Source organism: Nocardioides sp. NPDC127514, from assembly GCF_040302125.1.
Taxonomy (GTDB): domain Bacteria; phylum Actinomycetota; class Actinomycetes; order Propionibacteriales; family Nocardioidaceae; genus Nocardioides.
The window spans coordinates 111777-129352 of record NZ_JBEORF010000014.1 but is presented as its reverse complement, the minus strand read 5'-3'; the positions used below and the strand labels follow the sequence as shown (position 1 = coordinate 129352).

Below are 17576 nucleotides of genomic sequence, written 5' to 3'. Positions count from 1 at the left end.
CCCGTTGCCGCTCCGAATTCAGGGGGTCATGCTGGGACCCATGGCCATGAAAGACCTCGATCCCCGGCTCGCACCGATCCTCGAGCTGGCCGCTGTCGCCGCTCAACGCCCCGAGGTCGACGTCGATGAGGAGACCCTGCGCGAGATCTTCGAGGAGGCCGCGATGTTGCTCGACCTCGGAAACGTCCTCGACGAGCTCGACGACCACGACTCCGGCAGCGTGGTCGCCGGCCTGTGCACCGACCTGCTGGCTACCTACCCCGCCGACAGCGTCCGCGCCCACGCCGAGCTCGCCCTGGCCGACGAATCGCTGCACGACCCCGAGGCCGCCGCAGTCGCCTTCCGCATGGCTGCCCACGCCCTTCGCCTCTGACGCAGACGGTGTCGGCAGCAGGTGGGGCGCGATCGTCTCGGCGGTCTTCACAGACATCAGCGGCTCGGGTCGTTGAGGGAGAGGATCTGGCGGCGCCCGGCGTACTCGTCTCGGAGGTCGTCGCGCCGGCGCAGGATGTCGCGGACGGCCAGGTGGTTGCGTACGTTCATGGTGCCGGCCGCGCACACGTACACGTGGCGCCGGGGTCGCCCGTTCGGCGCGACGGTCATCGCACCGGCTTCTAGGATCTCGGCATGAGCCAGCCCGCGACCACCTCCCCTCTCCAGCTCGGCCGACAGGGGTTCGGTGCGATGCGCCTGCGCGACACCGAGTCCGGCGACCCGGACCGGGACCCGTTCCGTGTCGTCAACACGGCGCTGGACGAAGGGGTCGCGATGATCGACACGGCTGAGCTGTACGGCAACGAGGAGCTGGTCGGCCGTACGATTGCCGCCCGGCGCGACGAGGTGGTGCTGGCCAGCAAGTTCGGAGTCGTACGGACCGACGGCCGTCCCGATGGCCCTCCCGACGGCTTCGAGGTGCGAGCGGACGCCGGGCAGGTTCGGCGCTCCTGCGAGGCCAGCCTTCGACGGCTCCGGACCGACCGGATCGACCTCTACTACCTGCACCATCGCAGCGAGACGGTCCCCATCGAGGAGACGGTCGGAGCGATGGCGGACCTCGTCCGGCAGGGAAAGGTCGGCGCGATCGGGCTCTCCAACGTCACCGCCGAGGATCTCCGACGCGCCCATGCCGTCCACCCGGTGGCGGCGCTCCAGGAGCACTGGTCGTTGGCCGAGCGCACGGTCGAACGTGACCTCGTGCCGCTCGCGGCCGAGCTGGGCGTCGCGCTCGTGGCCCACTCGCCTACCTCGCACGGTGTGCTGCACGGTGCCGCGGGCGACGCTGCCCCGGCCGACGAGAGGCAGGGGGTCCTCCGCGAGATCGCCGCAGCGCACGGGGTGTCGGCAGGTCAGCTCGCGATCGCGTGGGTCCACAGCCGTGGGCCCGTGCACGGCCTCGAGGTGGTGCCGTTGCCCGGGACCACACGCGCGAGCCACGTTCGTGCGAACGTGGCTGCCCGGGAGATCGTCCTCGGTCCCGAGGAGCTGCGGCGACTGACGGCGGCGTGGTCACCGACCGCCTGACCGCAGCGGTGCTCGGGCCCGCGGCCTGCTCACCGCCGACCCGGCCGCCGGCAGCCGCGCCGGAAGCATCAGCGGCTGGGGTCGTTGAGGGAGAGGATCCGGCGGCGCTCGGCGTCGGTCAGGTCGGCGGCGGCGAGGACCTTCTGCAGGACGTCGGACTTGCGGGCGATGTAGGTGTCGATGTCCATGTCGGGGTCGGCGGCCAGCGCCAGCTTCACGGCTGCGTACTCGTCGCGAAGGTCGTCGCGGCGGCGCAGGACGTCGCGGACGGCGAGATGATTGCGTACGTTGAGCGTCCCCGCGGCGCAGACGTAGACGTGGCGTCTCGGGTCATCATCGGGGGCGAAGAACGCCTCGCGGCCGGCGACGCCGAGGTCGCCGCGGTGGACGTAGCCGATGCGTACGAGCGCAGCGACCGCAGCGGGGACGTCCTCCGGCGCGACGATCACATCGATGTCGAGGATGGGCTTCGCGGCCAGCCCCGGGACCGAGGTCGAGCCGACATGCTCGATGCTCGCCGGCGGGCCGTCGGCCAGCGCGCCGCTCAGTGCCGCGGCGACCTTCTCGAACCGGTCCTGCCACGAAGGGTCGTACGCCACTACCTCGATGCTCACAGGCACCAGAGTCTGGCAGGTCGGCTCAGGCTTCGGCGGCGAAAGGCCGAAGCCGCCGACGCGGGCCGGTGACGAACCCGGCGACGGCGTCGGAGAGCGCGAGGACGAGCGCCGCGGGGGTCGCGGCGCCGACCAGAACCGCGGAGGTGACCACCGGGCTTCCGGACAGGTCGAAGAGCAGCCAGGCCAGCCAGGTGGCTCCGGCGGTGAGGAGCACGAGGATCGCGGAGCCGGCGAGGAATCCCTTGAGCCCACCGACCACACGGGCAGCGAGCGCCGCAGGGGCCGCGATGGCCACGCAGAGCGCTCCGACGGCAGCCCCGAGAAGTACGAGCACCGAGCCCGCGAGCGGTCCGCCCATCCCGTGGCCGCCGGTCGCTGATGCGAACAGAAGGCCGAGGTAGACCAACCCTGCGAGCACCGGGTAGGCGAGTCCGACGAGCACCATGGTGACGACGAAGGAGGCGATGCGAACGGCGGTCACGGGCATACTCATGCGCTCATGATGCCCGGCACCCCCGCGCGCCGCCGCAGACGTTGACCCTTCGTTGACGAACAGAGCCATTGTCAATCGATCCGCGGTCAGCCGACGTGCGCCTCGACCTGGGCGAGGAGCGGGTCGCGAAGACCGACGGCGTCGTGCGCCCAGAACGCCTCACAGTAGACGAACGCACCGGTCATCCAAGGCTCGTACGCCGGGAGCCGGCTCACCTGGAACGCCTGCTGCGGAATGCGGGACGAAGGGGCGGTGAAACCGAGCGGCGTCGCGGCCGAGAAGCCGCGGGAGCCGTAGTAGTCCCAGCCTCCCTCGAGAAAGACCGCCGGAGCCTCGAGGCGCTCCGCCTCCGCGAGCGCCGCTGCGACCAGCGCCGTGCCGATCCCGGCCCGCTGGCGGTCCGGGCGCACCGAGAGCGGACTCAGCACGAGCACGTCGACGAGCCGCTCGCGCGCGTCCACCCACGAGCGTGACAGTGCGAGATGGCCCACGATCTCGCCACCAGCGACCGCGACCAGGCTCGCTCGCAGCGCACCGGAGTCGGCCAAGGCACGCAACAGCCGCACGATCCGCCCGTCGGTCTCCTCCTCGAAGGCGCCTGCGGCAACGGCCTCGATCGTGGCCTGGTCGTCGGGAAGGGCAGCTCGGATCTCCATGGCCGAACCGTTTCACGGCTGCATCACCGCGGCCAACAGGTTTCGCCAGCGCGGTCAGACCTGCCCACGGACCATCCCGATGAGGCGGTCCAGGACCTCCTCGGGGGCGACCTGGACGCCGTTGTGAAGGTGGGCGTTGGTGATCCACGGGCGGAGGGTGGGGACCAGCTCGGCGGTGGCGAGGGAGTGCTCGCGCAGGACGTACGGGTCGTCGTAGTAGACCGCGGCGGCGCACGGGACGTCGACGGCGGCGAGCACGCTGGGGTCGTAGAGGCTCGGCCACTCGCGCTCGGCCAGCAGGTCCGCCGTCTCGGCGAAGGGAGCCAGCAGCGGATCCTCGGTCAGGTGCCACGGGAAGAGGTGCTCGGCGGTGAAGAGGGTCGGGTCCTGGTACGCCGCGGGCTGCACGCGCGAGGAGGCCCAGCGGGTCGCCTGGCCATCGGCGTAGCAGGCCTCGTGGACGAGTACGTAGAGCGGCGAGTGGCCGCTGAAGGGCAGCAGCGACGCGACCTCGTGACCGAAGCCGAGTCCGGCCGGGTCGCGCTCGAGGAGGTAGTGGATCTGCTCGGAGCCGCCGGTCATGCCGAGGCGGTTGCCGATGGAGCGTGCCTGGCGGGCGGAGAGCAGGCCGCCGTGCGGGAGCCGGATCTCACCGGCGTCGCAGCGCTCGATCAGCGCCCGCATCCGGTCGCGGTCCCGGGGAAACCTGGCGTAGTGGCGCTCGCTGAGCTCGATCGTGCGAGCGAACGTCGCGGCGTAGATCTCGTCGACCGGTAGCCCGACCGGCGGCACTCCCCCGGTGAACATCACCTCACGCAGCGACTCGGGGTGGGTCGAGAGGTAGCGCAGCGAGCAGAAGCCGCCGAAGGACTGGCCCAGGAGCGACCAGCGCTCGATCCCCAGGGACAGGCGGAGGAGCTCGGCGTCCTCGACGATCGAGTCGGCGCGGAAGTGGGCGAGGTAGTCGGCCTGCTCCTGCGGGCTCATCCCGGTCATCGCGGTGAGCGGTGTCGACCGTCCGGTCCCCCGCTGGTCGAGGAGGATCAGCCGATAGTCCTCCAGCGCCCGCTCGAGCCATCCCGGCACCATCGGCAGGTCGATCGGGCGCGGGCTCTCTCCGCCCGGGCCGCCCTGGAGGAAGAGCAGCGCGTCGCGGTCGTCGCGATCGTCCGGACGGCGCACCTCGCGGGCGAAGACGGTCAGCGTCTCCGGCCCACCGCCGCGATGATCCAGCGGCACCTCGATCTCGTGCTCGATCAGGACCAGGCCGGGGATCGTCTCGGTGTGCACCAGCCGATCCTATGCCGGTCAGATGGACGGCGGCGTTGCGGTACGGCCCGACAGAACCTAACCTGAACACCGTTCAACTGAACGTTGTTCAGGTAGCCATCCCGAGGAGACTCCCGCATGACGACAGCCTTCGACCAGCTAGCCGACCGGATCCTGTCCGGCGGGGCCGCCACCGCGGAGGACGCAGTGGCCGTGCTGCGTACGCCCGACGCGGAGCTGATGGGCGTCGTCGCCGCGGCGGGGCGACTGCGGCGCGAGCACTTCGGCAACACCGTGAAGGTGAACTACCTGGTCAACCTCAAGTCAGGGCTGTGCCCGGAGAACTGCAACTACTGCAGCCAGGCCCTCGGCTCGCAGGCGCCGGTCCTGAAGTACTCCTGGCTCTCCAAGGACGAGACCCTCGAGCAGGCCGGTGCCGGGCTGCGTGGTGGCGCCACCCGCGTCTGCATGGTCTCCTCGGGCCGCGGACCGTCCGACCGCGACATCGACAAGGTCGTCGAGATGACCTCCGCACTGAAGGACGCACACGAGGGCGTCGAGGTCTGCGCCTGTCTCGGGCTGCTCAAGGGTGGCCAGGCCGAGCGGCTCAAGGCCGCCGGGGTGGATGCGTACAACCACAACATCAACACCGCCGAGTCCAACCACGACAACATCGTCCAGACCCACACCTACGAGGACCGCGTCGACACGATCGGCAAGGCCAAGGACGCCGGCCTCTCGCCGTGCTCGGGCCTCATCGCTGGCCTGGGCGAGACCGACGAGCAGCTCGTCGAGGCCCTCTTCGCGCTCAAGGAGCTCGACGCCGACTCGATCCCGGTGAACTTCCTGATGCCGTTCGACGGGACGCCGTACGAGAACACCTGGGAGCTCTCCCCCACCCGCTGCGTGAAGATCCTGACGATGGCGCGCTTCGTCTGCCCGGACAAGGAGATCCGGATCGCAGGCGGCCGCGAGATGCACCTGCGCTCGCTGCAGGCTCTTGCCCTCCAGGTGGCCAACTCGATCTTCCTCGGTGACTACCTGACCTCCGAGGGGCAGGACGCGCTGGCCGACCTGGAGATGCTGCGCGACAACGGCTTCATCATCCTCGGCATGGACGAGGGCGCATTCGGCGAGCTCATCGAGGAGCACCGCACCAAGGTGGCCGCGCGCGCAGCGGGCGGGTGCGGCAGCAGCTGCGGTGATGGCTGCGGCTCTGCTTCTGGCGGGGCATGCGGTGGTCACGACGAGCAGGGCGGCCCGGTGATCCGGCGCCGCGGAGCGGGGACCGATGTCGCTGCCAACGCTTGATCAGGACATCGATCTGGGCGCTGATCGGGCCCACGATCTGCTCACGTTCGACCGCGAGCACCTCTGGCACCCCTACACCTCGATGACCGACCCGGCACCGGTGCGGCTCGTCACCGGCGCCGAGGGCGTACGCCTCCACCTCTCCGACCACGACGGCGAGCGGCTCGAGGTCGTCGACGCGATGTCGTCGTGGTGGTCCGCGGTGCACGGCTACCGGGTTCCCGAGCTGGACGCCGCGCTCGCCGAGCAGGCCGGCCGGATGGCGCACGTGATGTTCGGCGGCCTGACCCATGCCCCGGCGATCGCCCTCGCCGAGCGGCTCGTCTCGATGACCCCGGATCCCCTGCAGCACGTCTTCCTCGCCGACTCCGGCTCGGTCAGCGTCGAGGTGGCGATCAAGATGGCGCTGCAGTCGCAGCGCGGCCGCGGTCGGCCGGAGCGGACCCGGCTGCTGACCGTGCGCGGCGGCTACCACGGTGACACCTTCGGGTGCATGAGCACCTGCGACCCGGTCGGCGGGATGCACTCGATGTTCACCGACATGCTCGCGCCGCAGGTCTTCGCCGAGCGCCCGCCCGCGCCGGGCGGCGACGTGGAGGCATGGGCCGAGGGCGTACGCCGCCTGGCGGCCGAGCACGCCCACGAGCTCGCCGGGATCATCCTCGAGCCACGGCTCCAGGGTGCCGGCGGGATGTGGGTCTACGACGACCAGTGCCTGGTCGTGCTCCGCGAGATCGCCGACGAGCACGGCCTGGTGCTGATCTTCGACGAGATCGCCACCGGCCTCGGCCGCACCGGCGACCTCTTCGTGTCCTCTCTCGTCACCCCCGACATCCTCTGCCTCGGCAAGGCGCTCACCGGCGGCTACATGACCCTGGCCGCGGTGCTGACCACCACCGAGGTCGCGCACGCGATCTCCCGGAGCGATTCGGGCGTGCTCATGCACGGGCCGACCTTCATGGGCAACCCGCTCGCCTGCGCGGTGGCGCTGGCCTCGCTCGACCTGCTGGCCGCCCGCGGCTGGGAGCAGGACGTACGCCGGGTCTCCGCCGCGCTCTCGACAGGCCTCTCTCCGCTGGCCGCCGCGCCCGGCGTCAGCCAGGTCCGCGTCCTCGGCGCCGTCGGCGTGGTCCAGCTCGACCATCCGGTCGATGTCGCCAAGGCCACCGACGCCGCGCTGCGTGAGGGCGTCTGGATCCGGCCGTTCCGCGACCTGATCTACACGATGCCGCCCTACATCACCGGCGAGGACGACCTCGCCCGCATCTGCCGGGCCGTCGCCGCGGCCGCGGAGGTGGCCTGAGATGGGGTGGCAGACCTGGCTGGAGGAGGCAGCCACCGCGCGGGAGGAGGCGGGGCTGACCCGGCGACTGCGACCGCGCGGACCCGACGACGCCGTCGTCGACCTGGCGGGCAACGACTATCTGGGGCTCTCCCAGCACCCCGATGTACGCCGCGCCGCAGCCGAGGCGGCGATGCTCTGGGGCGGTGGCGCGGGTGCGTCTCGGCTGGTCACGGGCACCTTGACCCTGCACGGCGACCTGGAGGCCGAGCTCGCCGACTGGCTCGGCCAGCCGGGCGCGCTGACGTTCTCGAGCGGCTACCACGCCAACCTCTCGGTCGTCGGCGCACTCGCCGACCGGACCGCGCACGTCGTCTCCGACGCGCACATCCATGCCTCGCTGATCGACGCGGTGCGGCTGTCCCGGGCGCAGCTGACGGTCGTGCCGCACAACGACGTGGCGGCGGTCCGGGCGGCGCTCGCCGCAAGTCCCGGCGTACGCAGCCTGGTGCTGGCCGAGTCCGTCTACTCGGTCCTCGGCGACGAGGCGCCGCTGACGGAGCTGGCCGAGGTCTGCGCGGAGCACGGCGCGCTGCTCGTCGTCGACGAGGCCCACGGCGTCGGTGTGCACGGACCGGGGCTCGTCCACCGCCACGGTCTCGCCGGGAGGCCCGACGTGCTCGTCACCGCGACGCTCTCCAAGAGCCTCGGCAGCCAGGGCGGAGCCGTCCTGGGGCCGCAAGCGGTCCTCGACCATCTGGTCAACACCGCCCGCCCGTTCATCTTCGACACCGGCCTGGCGCCCGCCTCCGCCGCCGCAGCCCTGGCCGCGGCGCAGATCGCGCGCGCTCGACCGGACCTCGCCGACACCATCCGCACTCGCGTCACCGACCTGGCCCGGACCCTCGGGATCCCCGCCCCCGCCGGCGCGGTGCTGTCGGTGCCGATGCCGTCGCCCGAGGCAGCGGTCACCGCGCAGGCGGCCCTGCTCGCCGAGGGCGTACGTGTCGGCTGCTTCCGCCCGCCGTCGGTCCCCGACGGCGTCTCCCGGCTGCGGATCACCGCCGGGGCGGGCGTCACCGCCGAGGAGTGGGAGCGGGCAGCCAAGGCCATCGACACGATCGTGGGTGAGGTGCGGTGAGCGAGCGGCCGAATGTTCACCGAGGTAACTCGGTCAGCGCTCACTTCCTTCGCGGAACTCCACGAAGGAAGTGCACCGACACCGAGGTAACTCGGTCAGCATCCCGAGGCATGGCATGAGCGGGCGGGTGGTGATCGTCACCGGCACCAACACCGGCGTCGGCAAGACCGTCGCGACGGCGACCCTGGCAGCCCGGGCACGTACGAACGGCGATAAGGTCGCGGTCGTGAAGCCGGTGCAGACCGGCACCGCTGACGGCGACTGCGACGCCGCGGAGATCCACCGGCTGACCGGGATCGAGGTCCACGAGCTCACCAGCCTGGAGGAGCCGCTCGCACCCGACACCGCCGCCCGGCGGGCGGGGGTGGAGATCCCGCCGGTCGCTGCGTACGCTCCGACGATCTCGGCCCTGACCAGCGAGAACGACCTGGTTCTCGTCGAAGGTGCCGGTGGTCTGCTGGTACGCCTGGACACCGACGGCGGCACGCTCCTGGACCTGGCCGACGCACTCCTCGCCGGCGGCGTACCGACCTCGTTCATCGTCGTCACCGCGGCGGGACTCGGCACTCTCAACCACACCGAGCTGACCGTGGCCGCGCTGCGCGCTCGTGGGCACGAGCCCGACGGGCTGATCATCGGCTCCTGGCCGGGCGATCCAGGGCTGGCCGAACGGTGCAACCGCATCGACCTGCCCCGTGTGACCGGCGTACCCCTGCTGTTCGGCATCCCGGAAGGAATTGACAACCATTCTCAACTGACCTGAGAATGGTTCTCATGACCCCCACTACCCGCTCCGTAGGCCTCCTTGCCGCCGGCGCACTCCTGCTCACCTCGGGCTGTGCCGCCCTCTCCGACGACTCCGGTTCCTCCGCCTCCGGTTCCGACTCGGGGAAGGTCCAGATCGCAGCCGCGTTCTACCCGCTGGAGTTCGTCGCGGAGCGGGTAGCGGGTGACCTGGCCGAGGTCACCCCCCTCACCAAGCCGGGCGTCGAGCCGCACGACCTCGAGCTCAGCATCAACCAGACGGCCGCGCTGCAGAGCGCTGACCTGATCCTCACCGAGCACGGCTTCCAGCCCGCCGTGGACGACGCGGTCGAGCAGGACGTCAAGGGCGAGGTCGTCGACGTCGAGAAGCTCGTCGAGCTCCGCAAGGCCGAGGAGGGCCACGAGGACGAGCACGCCGAGGGCGAGGAGGCCGCCGCCGAGGACGAGCACGCCCACGGCGAGTCCGACCCCCACTTCTGGCACGACCCGCTGCTGATGGCGCAGTACGCCGAGGGCGTACGCGACGCTCTGGTGAAGGCCGACCCCGACAACGCCGAGACCTACGAGGCCAACGCCAAGTCGCTGACCGAGGACCTGACGACGGTCGACGAGGAGTTCAAGACCGGCCTGGCCCAGTGCAAGATCAAGGACGTCGTGGTCTCCCATGACGCCTTCGGCTACCTGGACAAGTACGGCCTGGAGTTCGAGTCGATCGCCGGTCTGACCCCCGACGCCGAGCCCAACCCGGCCCAGCTGGCCGAGATCGGCGAGCACGCCAAGGAGCACGGCGTGACCACGATCTTCTCCGAGCGCCTGGTCAGCACGGCCCTCGCCGACACCCTCGCCGACGACCTCGGTCTGAAGACCGCGGTGCTCGACCCGATCGAGGGCCTCTCGGCAGACACCGAGGGAGAGGACTACCTTTCCCTCATGCGCCAGAACCTCGACGCCCTGAAGGCGGCCAACGGTTGTCAGTGACCAGATCAGGGACCGGAAGCACCGTCCCCGCCGATGTCCCCGTGCAGCTCCTGCACGGGGATGTCGCCCTGTCCGGACGTCCCGTCCTTCGCGAGGTGGACCTGACCGTCAAGCGCGGTGAGTTCGTCGCGCTGATGGGCGCCAACGGCTCCGGCAAGTCGACGCTCGTACGCACCCTGGTCGGCCTCAACCCGCTCTCGGCCGGTCGCCTGGAGCTGTTCGGCCGCCCCCTGGCCGGCTTTCACGACTGGTCGCGGGTCGGCTACGTGCCGCAGCGAAGCACGGCCACCGGCGGCGTACCCGCCTCGGTCTGGGAGGTCGTCGCCTCCGGCCGGCTCACCCATCGCAAGCTGCTGCGGCCGCTGCGCAGCGCCGACCGGGCCGCGATCCGGGCGGCGCTCGAGGTCGTCGGGATGGATGCGTACGCCCACCGCGGGGTCGCCCAGCTCTCCGGCGGTCAGCACCAGCGGGTGCTGATCGCGCGGGCGCTCGCCGGCCGTCCCGAGCTGCTGCTGCTCGATGAGCCCACCGCCGGCGTCGACCTGCCCAACCAGCACGCGCTGGCCGGGGCTCTCGGCCGGCTCAAGGACGACGGCGCCACGATCGTGCTGGTCGCCCACGAGCTCGGGCCGCTGGCTCCGCTGGTCGACCGCGCCGTCGTCATGCGCGACGGGCGCAAGGCCTACGACGGCCCGCCCCTCTCCGATGCCGACGTCCACGCCCAGGGCTTCGACGCCGGTCACGTCCACTGCGACGACGCCTCGACCCCCAACCCGAACGCCGCCGTCCCGACCCCCCTCAAGGAGCTCTGATGACTCTCCTCGAGCTCTTCTCGGTGCCGTTCATGCAGCGGGCCCTGATCGCGGCGTTCCTCGTCGGGATCGCCGCTCCCGCGGTCGGCACCTACATCGTGCAGCGACGACTGGCGCTGATGGGCGACGGCATCGGTCACGTCGCCGTCACCGGCGTCGCGATCGGCCTGTGGACCCAGACCTCGCCGACTTGGGCCGCGGTGGTCGTGGCCATCGCTGGGGCCGTGGTCATCGAGGTCGTACGCGAGCGCGGCCACGCCGAAGGTGACGTCGCCCTGGCGATGCTCTTCTACGGCGGGCTCGCCGGGGGCATCTTCGTCACCGGGCTGGCCGGCACCGGCGCCTCCCGGCTCCAGGAGTTCCTCTTCGGCTCGATCCTGACGATCTCGGTCGACGACCTGCTCGTGACGATGACGCTCGCGGTGGTGCTCATCGTGATCTGTGTCGGCCTCTCGCCGCAGTTGTTCGCGGTCTCCCAGGACGCCGACTACGCGAAGGTCGCCGGGCTGCCGGTGCGGTTCTACTCGATCCTCGTCGCCGTGCTCGCGGCCCTGAGTGTGGTGATCGCGATGCGCACCGTCGGGCTGCTGCTCGTCTCCGCACTCATGGTCGTGCCGGTCGCGATCGTGCAGCAGCTGACCCGGTCGTTCCGGATGACACTGCTCGGCGCGATGGGCGCCGGCCTGGTCGCCTCGGTCGGCGGCCTCGTGCTGGCGGCCGCACTCTCCCGCACCGGCGCCAACGTCCAGCCCGGCCCGAGCATCGTGCTGGTCGCGCTGGCCGGTTTCTTCCTGGTCTGGCCGATCGGCGCCTGGCTGCGCCGGCGGCGGGCCCTGGTGGCCCCGTTCCCGGAGACCGAGCCCGTGGAGAAGCCGGTCGACGAGGCCCACCCGCACCACCACGGCGAGAAGTGTGGCCACGTCGCGGTCGAGCACGGCGACCACGTCGACTACATCCACGACGGGCACCGGCACGCGGCGCACGTCGGCACGGAGGGAGAGCACTATGACGAGCATTGATCCGCCGAGCTCCCTGCGCCCCACCAAGCAGCGGCTCGCCGTGGCCGAGGCATTACGGGCGTACGACGGCTTCCACTCCGCCCAGGAGATCCATTCCCGTCTGGACGGTGCCGTCGGCCTGGCCACGGTCTACCGCACGCTGACGGCGCTGGCCGAGGCCGGCGCGGTCGACGCGATGCGCTCCGAGGACGGCGAGACGATCTACCGCCGCTGCTCCGACACCCATCATCATCACCTGGTCTGCCGTCAGTGCGGCCGCACCGTCGAGGTGGAGGGCCCTGCCGTCGAGCGCTGGACCAAGACCATGGCCGAGGACAACGGCTTCACCGACGTCTCCCACACCTTGGAGATCTTCGGCACCTGCACCGACTGCCGCTAGGGCTGGACCGGGTTCGGCAGCGCGCCGCCGTAGCGGCGGTCCCGGGAGGCGTACGTCTCGATGGCGTGCCACAGGTGGCGGCGGTCGACGTCGGGCCACAGCACGTCGGTGAAGACGAACTCGGAGTAGGCCGCCTGCCAGAGCATGTAGTTGGACAGCCGCTGCTCACCGGAGGTGCGCCAGATGAGGTCGGCGTCGGGGAGGTCGGGGACGTAGAGGTAGCGCTCGAAGGTCTTCTCGGTGATCTTCTCCGGACGCAGCTTCCCGGCGCGTACGTCCTCCCCCATCCGCCGCACGGCGTCGGTGAGCTCGGCACGACCGCCGTAGTTGACGCACATCGTCAGCGTGCAGACGGTGTTGTCCTTCGTCATCTCCTCGGCGACCTTCAGCTCGTTGATGACGGACTTCCACAGCCGCGGCGCGCGACCGGCCCAGCGCACCCGGACCCCGAGCTCGTTCATCTCGTCGCGGCGGCGGCGGATGACGTCGCGGTTGAAGCCCATCAGGAACTTCACCTCGTCGGGCGAGCGTGACCAGTTCTCGGTGGAGAACGCGTAGGCCGAGATGGCCTTCACGCCGATCTCGATGGCACCTTCGACGACGTCGAAGAGCGAGGACTCACCCTCTTCGTGGCCCTTGGTCCGGGGGAGGCCACGCTCCTTGGCCCATCGGCCGTTGCCGTCCATGATGATCGCCACGTGGCGCGGGACGAGGTCCTTGGGGACCGGGGGCGGGGTAGCCCCGGACGGGTGGGGTGTTGGGGTACGGACCGGCTTGCTCACGAGGTGCAACCCTAGTCGGGCGATAGCCAGGAGGCGGCTGCGGCCCGGGAGGCTGCGGCCTGGGCGGGGGCATCGGACGCCGGGGCACGTCGTACTCCATCTCCTCGGGTCGTCCGGCCGGACCGGGGACGGTCAGCGCGCCGATGATCGTGGTGATCGGCATCGCCAGGACGACCCCGATGCCCGCGGCCATGGTGGCGACGATCTCGCCGGCCATCTGCTCGGTCGTCAGCAGCGAGAGGAAGGTGCGGTCGTAGAGCTGGATCACCAGCAGCAGGGTGAGCGCGCTGCCGACGTAGGCGAACACGATCGTGTAGATCGTCGAGGCGACGTGGTCGCGGCCGATCCGCATCGCGCCGCGGAAGACGTCCCAGCGCGAGGCGTCCGGGCCGGCGGCACGCAGCTCCCACACCGCGGAGGCCTGGGTGATGGTGACGTCGTTGAGCGCGCCGAGGCCGGCGATGATCACCGCGGCGACCAGCAGGGTCTGCAGGTCGAGCGCGGCGTCGAGCGAGGAGAGCGTCTGACCGCTCTCCGAGCCCAGCCCGGACAGCCGGCTCGCACCGATCGCGAAGGTGCCGATCAGCGCGGTCACCGTGACTCCGGCCAGGGTGCCGGCCAGCGCCACCGACGTACGCACCGAGAACCCGTGGGTGGTGTAGAGCACCACGTAGAGGATCAGCACCGAGGAGACCAGCGCGACCCACGCCGCGGGCTCACCGGAGAGCAGCGCAGGCAGCAGGAACAGCCACACCACCGCTCCCGCGAACCCCAGGCCGAGCACCGCCATCAGCCCGCGCATGCGCGCGACCGCCACCACACAGACCACGAAGAGGCCGACCAGCAGGAGCAGCGGCGGCCCACGCTTGACGTCGAAGAAGGCGTACGTCGCCTCCCCCTCCTTCTCGGTGCGGGACAGCTCGACCTCGTCGCCGGCCTCCAGCCCGGAGCGGGCCATCGGGGTCGAGATCTCCACCGCGACCTCGGCGCCGGTGTCGGGTCCGCTGGTCAGCGTCGCGGCGGCGGTGTTGCAGCCCTTGGGAGTGCCCTCGGCGCTGCACGGCTCGGCGACCGAGGTGATCTCGGCCGTCTCGAAGACGACGCCGTCGGCGACGAACTCCTGCGACCCCTGGAGCTTCTCGACCGCGGCGCGGTCGGGCCACCACAGGGCCACTCCGACGACGGTGATGACGGCCACGAGCACGAGCGAGACGGTCAGCACCATCCGCGGCAGGGCCTCGACCTCCACCTCGGCGTCATGCCCACCGTGGGAGTGGCCGTGGGAGTGGGCCATCGTTCCTCAGCTCTCGACGTATTCCAGCGAGCGCAGGTTGCGGTCCAGATGCCAGGAGAGGTACGCGGCGACCAACCCGCTCGCCTGCCTGCTGGTCCGGTCCTCGGCGCCGCCGACGGTATCCCAGTCACCTGAGAGCAGCGCACCGAGGTGACTGAGAGTCTCGGGCGAGGGTGTCGCCGATCCCGGCACCCGGCAGGTCGTGCACAGCGCGCCGCCCATGGAGACGTTGAACCACCGGTGCGGACCCTCCAGGCCGCACCTCGCGCACGCCTCGAAAGAGGGCGCGTAGCCGGCGACGGCCAGCGAGCGGAGCAGGTAGGAGTCGAGGACGTGCCGAGGCAGCCGGTCGCCCTGGGCGAGCACGCGCAGCCCGCCGACGAGCAGCAGATACTGCTGCGGCGCCGGCTCGCCCTCCTCGTGGACCAGCCGGTCGGCGGTCTCGAGCATCGCGGTGCCGGCGGTGTAGCGGTCGTAGTCCAGTCCGATCCCGGCGTGGAACAGGGTGAGCGTCTCGGCCTGGGTGATCGTGTCGAGGTTGCGCCCCTCGGCGAACTGCAGGTCGACGTGGGTGAACGGCTCCAGCCGCGAACCCCACCGCGAGGTGGTGCGCCGCACGCCCTTCGCCACCGCACGCACCCGTCCGTGGTGACGGGTGAGCATGGTGATGATGCGATCGGCCTCACCGAGCTTGTGGGTGCGAAGCACGATGGCCTCGTCGCGGTAGAGGGGCACGGTCCCATTCTGCAGCACTCGCCTGGCCATCGGGTGCCGCCGGGTCCGCGTCGCCGAGAAACCAGATAATCCGGCGAGAAACCAGATCATAATGCGCCATGCCCAGGATCAGCCCTCGGTCCACCTTCGCCGTGGCCGACGTACGGACTCGAAGGCTGACCTTCGACCAGCTCAGCCTGTTCACCATGCTCTGGGCCGGACAGGGTCTGATCCAGCTCCTCACCTATGAGTACTTTCCCCACGACGCCCTGTTCGGCCTGCTTCTGGTGGCAACGCTCGTGGCCATCGTCCTTCCCAACCGCACCCTGGCGCTCGCGACGATGGTCGTGCTCAACCTGGCCTACTCCTGGGCGCACCTGCCCTATCAGGTCAATCATCATCTGCTCGAGGACTGCATCAATCTGATCCTGCTCGGCGCGCTGGCCATCGGGTGGATGCGGCGCAGACGCGGTCGAGCCGAGCTCGGCATCCGCTCGGCGACGTACGAAGCCTTCGCGGGTCCGGCCCGCGGTGCCGTGGTCGTCATGTACCTGTGGTCGGGGATCGCGAAGGCCAACACCGACTTCTTCGACCCGATGGTGGGTTGCGCGACCACGCTGCTCGGCACTGCCCTCCATGCCGAGCAGAACAGCGCGGTCGTGGCGTGGCTCGCGACTCCGGTCACGGCCGGCACCTTGGTCACCGAGATCGGCCTGGGGCTGCTGCTCGCCTTCCGCAGAACTCGGTTCCTCGCCATTCCGATCGGGCTGTTGTTCCACCTCTCCCTCGCGGTGGTCCCGATCGCGGCGATCCAGGCGTTCAGCTACGCCGCCGTCGCGACGTACGCCTTGTTCCTCAGTCCCGAGGTCGCCAACGCAGCCAGCGACCTGGTCGGCGACAGCCTTCGTCGGCTACGACGCCACCTGGTCGCGACCGTCGCGAGCGGTGCGGTGGCGGTCGGCGTCCTGATGGTCGCCGTGACGCTCACATCCAGGGCCATCGGGGACGACGAGGCCTTCACCTATGCCCGGGTGGGCCTGTGGTTCCTCGGCCTCGTGGTTCTCATCGTCATATATTTTCGGTCCCTGCTCACGGTGGTACGCAACGACGGGCCGCGTGCCATAGCCGTCTCCGACCCGCTGTTCACCGGATCGCCCGTGCTGTGGGGCGTGACCTTGCTCGTCCTGGTGAACGGCAGCCTCCCCTACCTCGGTTTCAAGACACAGACATCGTTCACGATGTTCAGCAACCTCTGGACCGAGGACGGCCGGACGAACCATTGGTTCATCAGCCCGGCTATCCAGATCGGCGACTATCAGGGCGACCTGGTCGAGGTCATCGAGACCGATGACCCCGAGCTGGCCGCGGTCGCTGACGCCGAGCACTCGTTGACCCGGTTCGAGTTCGAGCGGATTCTGAGCGCGAAGGACGACATCTCCGTGGAGTGCAGCTGTTATGGGCAGATCCGTCGCATCGAGAAGGTCGACGGCGAGTTCATCGGATATGAACCCCAGTTCTCCTACAGCCCGTTCTTGGGCAGGGTGTTCTCGTTTCGTTCGGTCCCAGACGGCAAGGTCGCCTGCACCCAGTGACCACGCTGCCGACCTCACGTCGCAGCCACACGATGGCAACGACGCGTGTGGGTGACCGTGATCGGTCGGCTCGTCTCCTATCGTGCCGGTCATGAGCTCAACAGGCATCGTGACCGAGCCGACCGACCCCGCGCACGACGACCGCAAGCCCGGCACCGCCGCCGGACCGCCGGTCACGGTCGTCGACTGGCTGATGCTGGCGCTCGCCATCGTCTCGGTCGCGGCGGCCGTGTGGGTGACGTTCTGGGACGTGCCGCAGGTTTGGTACGACCGGGTCGTCGCCGCGGACTACGTCGTGTGCGCTGTCTTCGCCATCGAGTTCGTGTGGCGCTGGACCCGCTCGGGGCTCGGGTGGAAGTTCCCTCTTCTCTACTGGTACGAGCTGCTCGGGATGATCCCGCTCGGTGTCGCCGCCAGCCCGGCCTTCCGCGGCCTCCGGCTGCTGCGGATCGTGCTGATCCTGCTCCGGCTGATGCGTGCGGCCGACCGGGCCTTCGGCGACCGCGTCTCGGCGTACGTGGTGGGGAGGTTCTCGGGGGCGATCGTCAACGCGATCCGCAAGCCGATCACGGTCGCGGTGCTCGACGAGGTGATCGCGGTGATCCAGACCGGCAACTACACCCGGCACATCTCCAGCGCGATCGAGGAGAACCGGGCCGAGATCGACACGCTCATCGTCGACCTCATCCGCCAGGACCAGGCGACCGGGAAGCTGAGATACCTCCCCTTCCACGACGACGTCGTCCGTCTCGTGGCCGATACGGTGCTGCGCCTGGTCGACGAGGGCCTGGCCGACCCACGGGTCCACGAGATCATCTCCGACGCCATCCGCGAGTCCGCCAAGGAGCTGCGGGAGAACGTCGGATCGGACCAGCACGCCGCGGTCAAGCGCGACCAGGAGCGGTTCGGGAAGTAGGTCTCGTTTTCTTTGCGAAACCGACTGAAGTAGGT

The 17576-nt window shown here is 70.3% G+C and carries 19 protein-coding genes and 1 pseudogene; 12 read left to right on the top strand and 8 right to left on the bottom strand.

Translation table 11 applies throughout. The annotated features are described in order from the left end of the window. Positions 1 to 40: 40 nt before the first annotated feature. Positions 41 to 373 (top strand): hypothetical protein, encoded by a 333-nt coding sequence (locus ABTX24_RS13215; RefSeq protein ID WP_350840158.1) that lies wholly within the window; start codon positions 41 to 43, stop codon positions 371 to 373. A 56-nt stretch (positions 374 to 429) separates the two neighbouring features. Here ABTX24_RS13215 and ABTX24_RS13210 read toward each other — a convergent pair whose 3' ends face one another. Then, positions 430 to 603, bottom strand: coding sequence for a GrpB family protein (locus ABTX24_RS13210; RefSeq protein WP_502890977.1), 174 nt, complete (start codon positions 601 to 603; stop codon positions 430 to 432). 24 nt (positions 604 to 627) lie between these two features. Here ABTX24_RS13210 and ABTX24_RS13205 point away from each other — a divergent pair, with 24 nt between their 5' ends. Next, positions 628 to 1521, top strand: a complete 894-nt coding sequence (locus ABTX24_RS13205) for an aldo/keto reductase (protein WP_350840156.1) — start codon at positions 628 to 630, stop codon at positions 1519 to 1521. Positions 1522 to 1589: 68 nt separating this feature from the next. Here ABTX24_RS13205 and ABTX24_RS13200 read toward each other — a convergent pair whose 3' ends face one another. The 4 genes from ABTX24_RS13200 to ABTX24_RS13185 all read right to left on the bottom strand — a co-directional run bounded on the left by ABTX24_RS13200 (position 1590) and on the right by ABTX24_RS13185 (position 4577). Then, positions 1590 to 2135, bottom strand: coding sequence for a GrpB family protein (locus ABTX24_RS13200; RefSeq protein ID WP_350840154.1), 546 nt, complete (start codon positions 2133 to 2135; stop codon positions 1590 to 1592). Positions 2136 to 2160: 25 nt separating this feature from the next. Then, entirely contained in the window at positions 2161 to 2631 is a 471-nt protein-coding gene (locus tag ABTX24_RS13195) for a hypothetical protein (RefSeq protein WP_350840152.1), read from the bottom strand. 86 nt (positions 2632 to 2717) lie between these two features. Continuing rightward, the gene (locus tag ABTX24_RS13190) at positions 2718 to 3287 is read right to left on the bottom strand and encodes a GNAT family N-acetyltransferase (RefSeq protein WP_350840150.1); all 570 of its coding nucleotides are present in this window, start codon (positions 3285 to 3287) and stop codon (positions 2718 to 2720) included. Positions 3288 to 3341: 54 nt separating this feature from the next. Next, a complete protein-coding gene (locus ABTX24_RS13185; RefSeq protein ID WP_350840148.1) occupies positions 3342 to 4577 on the bottom strand; it encodes an alpha/beta fold hydrolase in 1236 nt (411 codons plus the stop codon). Between the two features lie 117 nt (positions 4578 to 4694). On the opposite strand from ABTX24_RS13185, the gene bioB reads away from it, so the two are divergent. The 8 genes from bioB to ABTX24_RS13145 all read left to right on the top strand — a co-directional run bounded on the left by bioB (position 4695) and on the right by ABTX24_RS13145 (position 12243). After that, positions 4695 to 5867 carry a biotin synthase BioB gene (gene bioB / locus ABTX24_RS13180; RefSeq protein WP_350840146.1) on the top strand — a complete coding sequence of 391 codons (1173 nt, stop codon included), beginning with the start codon at positions 4695 to 4697 and terminating at the stop codon, positions 5865 to 5867. After that, complete coding sequence (gene bioA / locus ABTX24_RS13175; RefSeq protein ID WP_350840144.1) at positions 5848 to 7170, top strand: adenosylmethionine--8-amino-7-oxononanoate transaminase; 1323 nt, start codon at positions 5848 to 5850, stop codon at positions 7168 to 7170. The genes bioB and bioA overlap by 20 nt, the downstream gene beginning before the upstream one ends. 1 nt (position 7171) lies before the next feature. Beyond that, positions 7172 to 8290, top strand: coding sequence for an 8-amino-7-oxononanoate synthase (locus ABTX24_RS13170; protein WP_350840142.1), 1119 nt, complete (start codon positions 7172 to 7174; stop codon positions 8288 to 8290). Positions 8291 to 8405: 115 nt separating this feature from the next. Beyond that, complete coding sequence (gene bioD, locus ABTX24_RS13165) at positions 8406 to 9053, top strand: dethiobiotin synthase (protein ID WP_350840140.1); 648 nt, start codon at positions 8406 to 8408, stop codon at positions 9051 to 9053. A gap of 11 nt (positions 9054 to 9064) precedes the next feature. After that, entirely contained in the window at positions 9065 to 10033 is a 969-nt protein-coding gene (locus ABTX24_RS13160) for a metal ABC transporter substrate-binding protein (protein ID WP_350840138.1), read from the top strand. Next, positions 10030 to 10845, top strand: a complete 816-nt coding sequence (locus tag ABTX24_RS13155; protein WP_350840136.1) for a metal ABC transporter ATP-binding protein — start codon at positions 10030 to 10032, stop codon at positions 10843 to 10845. Before ABTX24_RS13160 ends, ABTX24_RS13155 begins: the two co-directional genes overlap by 4 nt. Next, positions 10845 to 11864, top strand: coding sequence for a metal ABC transporter permease (locus ABTX24_RS13150; RefSeq protein ID WP_160028292.1), 1020 nt, complete (start codon positions 10845 to 10847; stop codon positions 11862 to 11864). Before ABTX24_RS13155 ends, ABTX24_RS13150 begins: the two co-directional genes overlap by 1 nt. Then, on the top strand, positions 11851 to 12243 hold the full coding sequence (locus ABTX24_RS13145; RefSeq protein ID WP_160028290.1) for a Fur family transcriptional regulator: 393 nt from the start codon (positions 11851 to 11853) through the stop codon (positions 12241 to 12243). The genes ABTX24_RS13150 and ABTX24_RS13145 overlap by 14 nt, the downstream gene beginning before the upstream one ends. Here ABTX24_RS13145 and ABTX24_RS13140 read toward each other — a convergent pair. From ABTX24_RS13140 to recO, 3 genes and pseudogenes are all read right to left on the bottom strand, one after another. Next, positions 12240 to 13034 (bottom strand): isoprenyl transferase, encoded by a 795-nt coding sequence (locus ABTX24_RS13140; RefSeq protein ID WP_350840134.1) that lies wholly within the window; start codon positions 13032 to 13034, stop codon positions 12240 to 12242. The genes ABTX24_RS13145 and ABTX24_RS13140 overlap by 4 nt on opposite strands. 130 nt (positions 13035 to 13164) lie before the next feature. Next, positions 13165 to 13983, bottom strand: a pseudogene (locus ABTX24_RS13135) (YibE/F family protein); the annotation flags it as partial. Positions 13984 to 14325: 342 nt separating this feature from the next. Continuing rightward, positions 14326 to 15054: a DNA repair protein RecO gene (gene recO, locus ABTX24_RS13130; protein ID WP_141805688.1), complete on the bottom strand. Its 729-nt coding sequence runs from the start codon at positions 15052 to 15054 to the stop codon at positions 14326 to 14328. 98 nt (positions 15055 to 15152) lie between these two features. Here recO and ABTX24_RS13125 point away from each other — a divergent pair, with 98 nt between their 5' ends. Both ABTX24_RS13125 and ABTX24_RS13120 read left to right on the top strand, forming a co-directional pair. Beyond that, entirely contained in the window at positions 15153 to 16625 is a 1473-nt protein-coding gene (locus tag ABTX24_RS13125; RefSeq protein WP_350840132.1) for an HTTM domain-containing protein, read from the top strand. Between the two features lie 91 nt (positions 16626 to 16716). Further along, on the top strand, positions 16717 to 17541 hold the full coding sequence (locus ABTX24_RS13120; protein ID WP_350840130.1) for an ion transporter: 825 nt from the start codon (positions 16717 to 16719) through the stop codon (positions 17539 to 17541). Positions 17542 to 17576 lie beyond the last annotated feature (35 nt).

Excerpts from the sequence above, each read along its gene's own strand:
- ABTX24_RS13215 (WP_350840158.1), top strand. The coding sequence starts at position 41 with ATGGCCATGAAAGACCTCGATCCCCGGCTCGCACCGATCCTCGAGCTG.
- ABTX24_RS13210 (WP_502890977.1), bottom strand. The coding sequence starts at position 603 with ATGACCGTCGCGCCGAACGGGCGACCCCGGCGCCACGTGTACGTGTGC.
- ABTX24_RS13205 (WP_350840156.1), top strand. The coding sequence starts at position 628 with ATGAGCCAGCCCGCGACCACCTCCCCTCTCCAGCTCGGCCGACAGGGG.
- ABTX24_RS13195 (WP_350840152.1), bottom strand. The coding sequence starts at position 2,631 with ATGAGTATGCCCGTGACCGCCGTTCGCATCGCCTCCTTCGTCGTCACC.
- ABTX24_RS13190 (WP_350840150.1), bottom strand. The coding sequence starts at position 3,287 with ATGGAGATCCGAGCTGCCCTTCCCGACGACCAGGCCACGATCGAGGCC.
- bioB (WP_350840146.1), top strand. The coding sequence starts at position 4,695 with ATGACGACAGCCTTCGACCAGCTAGCCGACCGGATCCTGTCCGGCGGG.
- bioA (WP_350840144.1), top strand. The coding sequence starts at position 5,848 with ATGTCGCTGCCAACGCTTGATCAGGACATCGATCTGGGCGCTGATCGG.
- ABTX24_RS13170 (WP_350840142.1), top strand. The coding sequence starts at position 7,172 with ATGGGGTGGCAGACCTGGCTGGAGGAGGCAGCCACCGCGCGGGAGGAG.
- bioD (WP_350840140.1), top strand. The coding sequence starts at position 8,406 with ATGAGCGGGCGGGTGGTGATCGTCACCGGCACCAACACCGGCGTCGGC.
- ABTX24_RS13160 (WP_350840138.1), top strand. The coding sequence starts at position 9,065 with ATGACCCCCACTACCCGCTCCGTAGGCCTCCTTGCCGCCGGCGCACTC.
- ABTX24_RS13150 (WP_160028292.1), top strand. The coding sequence starts at position 10,845 with ATGACTCTCCTCGAGCTCTTCTCGGTGCCGTTCATGCAGCGGGCCCTG.
- ABTX24_RS13145 (WP_160028290.1), top strand. The coding sequence starts at position 11,851 with ATGACGAGCATTGATCCGCCGAGCTCCCTGCGCCCCACCAAGCAGCGG.
- ABTX24_RS13125 (WP_350840132.1), top strand. The coding sequence starts at position 15,153 with ATGCCCAGGATCAGCCCTCGGTCCACCTTCGCCGTGGCCGACGTACGG.
- ABTX24_RS13120 (WP_350840130.1), top strand. The coding sequence starts at position 16,717 with ATGAGCTCAACAGGCATCGTGACCGAGCCGACCGACCCCGCGCACGAC.